The 7,235-nt window shown below is 39.1% G+C and carries 6 protein-coding genes; 2 read left to right on the forward strand and 4 right to left on the reverse strand.

Going from position 1 to position 7,235, the window contains the following annotated elements; translation table 11 throughout:
- Positions 1–266 precede the first annotated feature (266 nt).
- Together ACESQI_RS15430 and ACESQI_RS15435 are read left to right on the forward strand one after the other, a co-directional pair.
- The gene (locus ACESQI_RS15430; protein WP_373126529.1) at positions 267–1,889 is read left to right on the forward strand and encodes a sigma-70 family RNA polymerase sigma factor; all 1,623 of its coding nucleotides are present in this window, start codon (positions 267–269) and stop codon (positions 1,887–1,889) included.
- Between the two features lie 73 nt (positions 1,890–1,962).
- Complete coding sequence (locus ACESQI_RS15435; RefSeq protein ID WP_320935840.1) at positions 1,963–2,949, forward strand: acyltransferase; 987 nt, start codon at positions 1,963–1,965, stop codon at positions 2,947–2,949.
- A 251-nt stretch (positions 2,950–3,200) separates the two neighbouring features.
- Here the strand turns inward: ACESQI_RS15435 and ACESQI_RS15440 are convergent, their stop codons facing one another.
- The 4 genes from ACESQI_RS15440 to proC form a co-directional block, all read right to left on the reverse strand.
- The gene (locus ACESQI_RS15440) at positions 3,201–3,401 is read right to left on the reverse strand and encodes a DUF2007-related protein (RefSeq protein WP_195660554.1); all 201 of its coding nucleotides are present in this window, start codon (positions 3,399–3,401) and stop codon (positions 3,201–3,203) included.
- A 313-nt stretch (positions 3,402–3,714) separates the two neighbouring features.
- Positions 3,715–5,370 (reverse strand): AMP-binding protein, encoded by a 1,656-nt coding sequence (locus ACESQI_RS15445; RefSeq protein ID WP_373126530.1) that lies wholly within the window; start codon positions 5,368–5,370, stop codon positions 3,715–3,717.
- A 7-nt stretch (positions 5,371–5,377) separates the two neighbouring features.
- Entirely contained in the window at positions 5,378–5,932 is a 555-nt protein-coding gene (locus tag ACESQI_RS15450) for a helix-turn-helix domain-containing protein (protein WP_195660556.1), read from the reverse strand.
- Between the two features lie 106 nt (positions 5,933–6,038).
- Positions 6,039–6,812: a pyrroline-5-carboxylate reductase gene (gene proC / locus ACESQI_RS15455; RefSeq protein WP_195660557.1), complete on the reverse strand. Its 774-nt coding sequence runs from the start codon at positions 6,810–6,812 to the stop codon at positions 6,039–6,041.
- Positions 6,813–7,235: the final 423 nt, after the last annotated feature.

The following is a 7,235-nucleotide window of genomic DNA, read 5'->3' on the forward strand; positions in this document are numbered from 1 at the left end:
TTTAGACCGGAAGAGTACGTACTCTTATTTCATAGAAAACGGATGTTTTGATTTCTCGTTAACAGTGTTAATTTGTACCGGGTTGGTATTACCACAGATATTTCTTGTTACTGTATTGTATATGACGGTTTTATGTGATAATTTCTGCTTTTTGAGATTTAATAAAGTGGGTATAATGAATAATATGACCTTCTTAGAAAAAAAAGTAACTTTTTCATGCAGTCTTTTGATGTATTGTCCATCTTATTATAGTAACAATATTTGTAATGGAGGTAGTCGAACTGGTTGAACGGTGCAAAAAAGGGGAGCGGAAGGCACAAGCCTTACTTTATAAAACATATTCTCATAAAATGTTGGGAATATGTTTTCGTTTTGTTACGGACAGACAGATCGCACAGGATCTGATGCATGATGGTTTTATACTTATATTCTCTTCATTGGGTTCTTTGCGTCATCCGGAAAAGTTAGAAAACTGGATGAGTCGTATAATGACCAATCTTGCATTGCAATATCTCAATCAGTCTCGTGCTGTATCCGTAATACCACTTTCCGGGATTTCTGAAGAGGATGAACCGATGAACACCGAACCGGATATGGAACTATTGCCATTGGATGTATTGCTTTCTATGATTGAGAAACTACCTGAAGGATATCGTAACATATTCAAACTGTCGGCACTTGATGGACTTTCACATAGGGAGATAGCCGATTTATTACATATTGAACCTCATTCATCGTCTTCTCAGTTTTTTCGTGCTAAAGAACAGTTGAAAAAGATGATTATTGAATATCGGGCACAGCTGATTCTCTTGGTTTTGTTATTGTTACCTCTTGGAGATTTTTTGCTGTGGAAAGCGGCGGATAGAGTACAATTACTGACTACTGCAACTGCCATTTGTAATTCGGATTCTGATAGTGAAGGCGAGAATGCAGAGATCTTACCTGTTTCTCCTAAAAAGCGTCCTATATGTAAACCTGCTGATGCAGTGGTTATTCCGCTATGTCCTGGTACGGCAACTCCTTTATCGGAAGAAACAATAATAGATACAACTCATTCGGTACTTCCTGTGGTTTTTCCACATGCTTCTTTCTATCCGTATACCGAAAGGCAAGGACGAAAGCTATTTACCTCTTCTAAAAAATCCACTGGTTGGGCATTTACATTAAAGTACAACAATGGTCGGACAATAGAAGATGTGTTGCCTCAGCAGCTGAACACTTTAGTACACAATGATATTTCAAGTAGTCCGGTAGCTTCTTCTACCGATAACTGGGATGATTATCATCGTTATTTACAGGAATATGGCTCTATGTTGGATGATCAGGTGAAGGTTCGTTCGTTGATGAATATTGCTGACCGAAACAGTGGCCGGAAAATAAGGAAGAAGAAGCACCATTATATTCCTTTTACCTTTGGTTTGCTTTTACGTAAACCATTTGATAATAATTGGGGCATTGAAACCGGACTTAATTATACCCGGCTGGTATCCGATTTTACTTTGGGTGATGATTCTTATGTAAACGAAAGGCAAACGTTGAATTATATAGGTATTCCACTCCGGGGGAGTTACTTCCTGGGAAAATACAAACGTTTCTCATTTTATATATCAGGAGGAGTTACTCTGGAGATTCCGGTGTCTGGCACATTGAAAACTGATTATATAGTGGATGATCAGTTGGAATACAACACAAATCGTACGTTAAAAGTGCCATTACAATGGTCTGTTGACGGAGGGGTGGGCATTCAATATCAATTGTCTCCTTCTGTAGGAATTTTTATAGAACCAGGTATACATTACTATTTTAATGATGGTAGTTATTTGAACACTATCCGGAAAGATCATCCTGTTAATTTTACCTTACCAATGGGAATACGCTGGACTTATTGAAAAAAGAGGATGTTATTGTGCAGTCTTTAGGGAGTAAACCTATCATAAAAGTAGAATTTAATCCCAAACAGAAATGCAAAGACAAATGACGAAATGGCAATGCTATACAAAAGGAAAGAGGAGCAGTAGGAGACAAATTCGTATCAATCAACTGGACTATTTGAAATGTATTTTTATTCTGTTGATGATTATTTTTCATCTGGTATATATCGGTGATAAATATCCTTATCTGAAACAGGTGGTTTATACATTTCATATGCCTGCTTTCTTCATTATATCAGGTTATCTGTTGAATGTTGATAAAGGAGTCCGCTCATTTTGTAATACGATGTTGTGGATGTTTATCCCTTACGCCGTTATGGAAACAGGATATGTGTGTATGTCGTCGATATTACCTGTGCGGAAGAAAGTAGAGGAAGTATCTTTGAATATCATTTTATATAAGATATTCGTTGCTCCCATTGGTCCTTATTGGTATCTGCATACTTTGCTGATCTGCAGTCTGGTTTATTATACACTAAACAGGTTGTGCGAACAGCTGAACCGGACTTCTTTTTTACTCATATTAGGTGTCTGTTTTTGGGGAATTGCCTGTTGGACTAAAATATTATCATTGGCCAATGCTGTTTATTTCATTGCCGGTGTTGCCATTTGCCAGAGCCGGCAGAATTTTCTTTCTGTATTTCAACCTTCAGCGATTGCCATCATTCCTTTCATTCTGTTATCCTGCTTTCCGGAAAATTTAGACCGGTCTACATTGGCAGGCATGGTTATTACTTATGTCACAATAAGTTTTTTATTGTTTTTGCATGAGTATATACCATCCGGATTGCGGAAAATAAGCTATTTTGTAGGGCGTAATACATTTCCCATATTACTGTTCTCTCCCATTTTTACAATACTTTCCAGGTTATTTATTCCTTTATTCTTATTTGATACTTCGGGTATCTGCTTTATGTGCATGGCGGTTTGTTTTGTGGTTTTGGGATGCTTGTCATTGGCTCATCTGGCCGATATGATGGGGCTTTCCCGTTTTCTTGCAGGTAAAGAGTTTCTGTAAAACCTTTCGACTTTCAGTGGAAAAGAATATTATTTCCCCTGCCTCATAATGCCTGTATCGAAAATGGTAGTTTTTATAGGGTGTCCGGTTGGAAGGAAATTATGAAGATTGGGGTAGGTATATTGGGATAACTTAATACTTAATTCGCAGGGAGTATCTCAGAAGAAAGATAAAAATAAAAAAGCCGGTTCCGATTTCGCATCAGGCCGGCTCCAATCTAACTTAATCTTAATCTGGTATATTTTGAAAACCTATGAAATCTTTCTGCTTTCTATAACACGCATAGCGGCTGTATAAAACTCACAAGGTACGGACAGTAAAATACAGTTAGTACCTTTATCCTTCATTGAAACTTCAATGTAAGCTGCATTCAGAAGTCTTTTTACGCTGGCAACTTCCCACGGGCTACCGGCAAAAACATCTATTTGGGAAATCTTTCTACTTGTAATCATCAGTTTTGGTTTTTATTGTATTTGATGTTGCAAATATAGGGTATGTTTCTAATATGGATTATAACTTATAGTTCAATCTTTATAAGATTTGTTGCAAACGTTAGCAGGTACGATATAAATTGATGCAATTTATACGCCTTTTCAGTAATTGCCATTGTGGATAATTAGAGTTTCGGAAAATGAATGAAACAATGACCCGGAATATAAAATGCAAATTAGCACTGATCTTCCCGGAACCTATACCTAATAAGGAATAAATTAGCGGAGAGTCAGTGCTAATCTGTGTTTTAGAATAATAATCTATTAATGTATCTTATTTTTCATCGTTCTTACGAATTTCCACACGGCGTATCTTTCCGCTGATAGTTTTGGGCAGTTCATCAACGAATTCAATGACACGTGGATATTTATAAGGTGCAGTAACCTTTTTAACATGGTTTTGAAGCTCTTTTATTAATGCTTCGCCTGCTTGTGTTTTGTATTCTTTAGACAGAACGATGGTAGCTTTTACCACCTGACCACGAATCTCATCGGGTACTCCCGTGATAGCACACTCAATGACAGCAGGGTGTGTCATTAAAGCACTTTCCACCTCAAACGGGCCGATCCGGTAACCGGAGCTTTTGATTACATCATCTGCACGCCCTACGAACCAAAGATAACCGTCTTCGTCTTTCCAGGCCACATCTCCTGTATAATAAATGCCGTTATTCCAGGCTTCATGAGTACGGGCTGCGTCCCGGTAATACTCTTTAAACAGTCCTATCGGTTTTCCCTGTGTAGTACGAATGATGATTTGTCCTTGTTCACCGGCTTCCACAGAACGGCCTTCATTATCTATGAGATCAACATCATATTGTGGGTTGGGTACACCCATACTGCCCGGTTTTGGTTCCATCCAGGGAAAAGTAGCTACAGTCAAGGTGGTTTCAGTCTGTCCGAAACCTTCCATCAATTTGATTCCAGTCAGTTTTTTGAAAGTATCGAATACGGCCGGATTCAGTGCTTCGCCTGCAATCGTACAGTATTGTAGTGAGGAGAGATCATACTTGGTCAGATCCTCATGAATCAGGAAACGGAAAATTGTAGGAGGGGCACAAAGTGAAGTGACATGATAATCCTGTATCTTTGCCAAGATATCACCCGGAGTAAATTTCTCATGATCATAGACAAAGATGTTTGCTCCGGCAATCCATTGTCCGTACAGTTTACCCCATACTGCTTTTCCCCAACCTGTATCCGCAATGGTGAGGTGGAGACTGTTTTCCGTGAGATTGTGCCAGAAACTGCCTGTTACGATATGTCCTAATGGGTAGGTAAAGTCGTGTGCTACCATTTTCGGTTCACCGGTAGTACCCGAAGTGAAGTACATCAGTGAGATGTCATCATTTGTATTCGGATGTTCCGGTTTGACAAATGGAGTGGCAGATTCAATGCCTTTGTGGAAGTCTTCAAATTCTTCCGGAATCTCAGGGCCTACGCTTACCAGTTTATGTACAGAAGGGCACTCGGGCATTGCTTCGATGATATGCTTTGTGATCTCTTTTTCGCCGGCAGCAACAATCATTTTGATGTCTGCGGCATTACAGCGGTATACAATATCTTTCTTTGTCAGCAGGTGAGTGGCGGGAATAACCGTAGCACCCAGTTTGTGCAGAGCGATGATGCTGAACCAGAATTCATAACGGCGTTTCAGGATAAGCATTACCATATCCCCACGGCCTATGCCGAGTGATTGGAAGTAAGAGGCTGTCATGTCTGTATAACGTTTCATGTCAGCAAATGTGAACTGGATATGTTCACCCTTATCGTTCGTCCACAGCAGTGCGGATTTATCCGGTTGTTCGGCAGCCCAGGTATCTACTACATCATACCCGAAATTGAAGTTTTCGGGTACGTTGATTTTTAAGTTTTGGATAAAATCTTCCTGTGAAGAGAATGTTGTCTGTGATAAAAATCTTTCTACCATAATAATATTACATGATAACGGCGAGGAAACGCACTGGTTTTCCGTCAAGTGCTTTCATGCCGTGTGGGAGTTTAGCGTTGAAATAGAGACTGTCACCTTCGTTCAGTATCAGGTCTTTACCTTCTATATTGACCAGCATACGGCCTTCGAGTACTAAATTGAATTCCTGTCCGCTATGACTGTTATAGTGTATCGGTTCATCATCTGGTTTGGGCTCAGCCGTTACAATAAACGGGTCGGCACTGCGATTTATGAACCCGGCAGCCAAAGATTGGTATTTATAGGCTTTGGTGCGTTCAATACTTATTCCTTTTCCGGCACGGGTCAGAAAGTAACTACTCATTTTAGGTTCTTCGCCAAACATAAGTGCATCCAGAGAGATACCATATTTATGTGCGATTTTTTGTAGCATACCTACTGAGATGTCGTATTGTCCTGTTTCTGCCAGGCGATATTCTTCTGCGGAGATATCACAATCGCGGGCGATATCTTCTGAGGTAAGTTCCAATACGTCACGCAATCCGCGCAATCGTTCGGCAATTTGTCTGATTTGGTCGTCCATATGTATAATTAGTTATTAGTGGTCAGTGATTAGTTAGTGATACGTGATAAGCAAGTTGAACCATAATCCGCATGGTATTAATCACTTATCACTCCCCCGCTTATCACTATTTCGATGCTTTCATCGCCTTAATCACCGCAGAGGTGAATCCGGCATGTTCCAGTTCGTTAATTCCTTTAATGGTGATCCCACCGGGAGTGGTTACTTTATCTATTTCAACACTGGGATGTGTTTCTTTATTTAGCAACAACTCTGCAGCTCCTTCCAAAGATTGTGCTACCATTTTCATAGCATCTTTCGGGGCGATTCCCATTTCGATGCCTGCCTGCATAGCGGCTTGTACATACTTAAGCACGTATGCAATACCACATGAAGTGAGGGCTGTAGCCGCTGCTATTTTACTTTCCGGTATAATCATTGTCAAGCCCATTTCGTTGAATATATCCGTTAATAGTTTTTTCTGTTTATCCGAAGCGTTCCGCGCAGAGATCAACGTCATACTGGCACGTTCGGCTATAGCGGTATTAGGAATGACACGGAAGATGGGCATTTCCGGTTCGCCACAAAAATGTGCCAGATCGTCAAAACAGATCCCGGCAGCTAATGAAACAAGTATCTGTGTACGTTTCAAGCGGAGTGGATTGAGTATTTCTTCTATCAGCCAAGGCTTTACTGCAACAATTACGATATCGGCATTAGCCGCTGCATCTATGTTATCGTTTGTTGTTTTAATATTGGGAAAGTCGGCTTTTAGTTTCTCCAGTTTTCCATTACTTGGATTAGAAACAACAATTTCATGTCCTTGAATCAGATATCCCTGAGCTAAGCCACGTGCAATGGCAGAGCCCATATTTCCTGCACCAATGATAGCTACTTTCATATTATAATATTTTAGTCTGTTTTGAGGCAAAGGTAAAAGTAAAAAGTGAGAATATGCATATTTTTGATGGGTATTTTCATTAAAGTGGTGTAATCTTTATGTTATTGAACTGTCTCAATAGTACTTTTTGTCAATAACTACTTTATAATTGTGAATTATAAAAATATAGATTTCTGAGATTTAATATAAAATACAAATGATAGGGCTTTAATTTTGTGTTGTGTAATAATTGAAGAATGATAAAAAGTATATTTGAATAGAGAAAATTGTTTTTCTGATATAGAAAAATTAAAACAATGTTACCTCGGTGTAATGTTCTGATTATTAGATGTATATAGCATGCTTATTTTCCTCTACCATTATCTTTGCCATGGAAAACATAGTTCTTTATGAACGTTAATAAGAATAAATTTCTTAATATTG

The organism is Bacteroides sp. HPS0048, assembly GCF_964240755.1.
GTDB classification, from domain to species: Bacteria; Bacteroidota; Bacteroidia; order Bacteroidales; family Bacteroidaceae; genus Bacteroides; species Bacteroides nordii.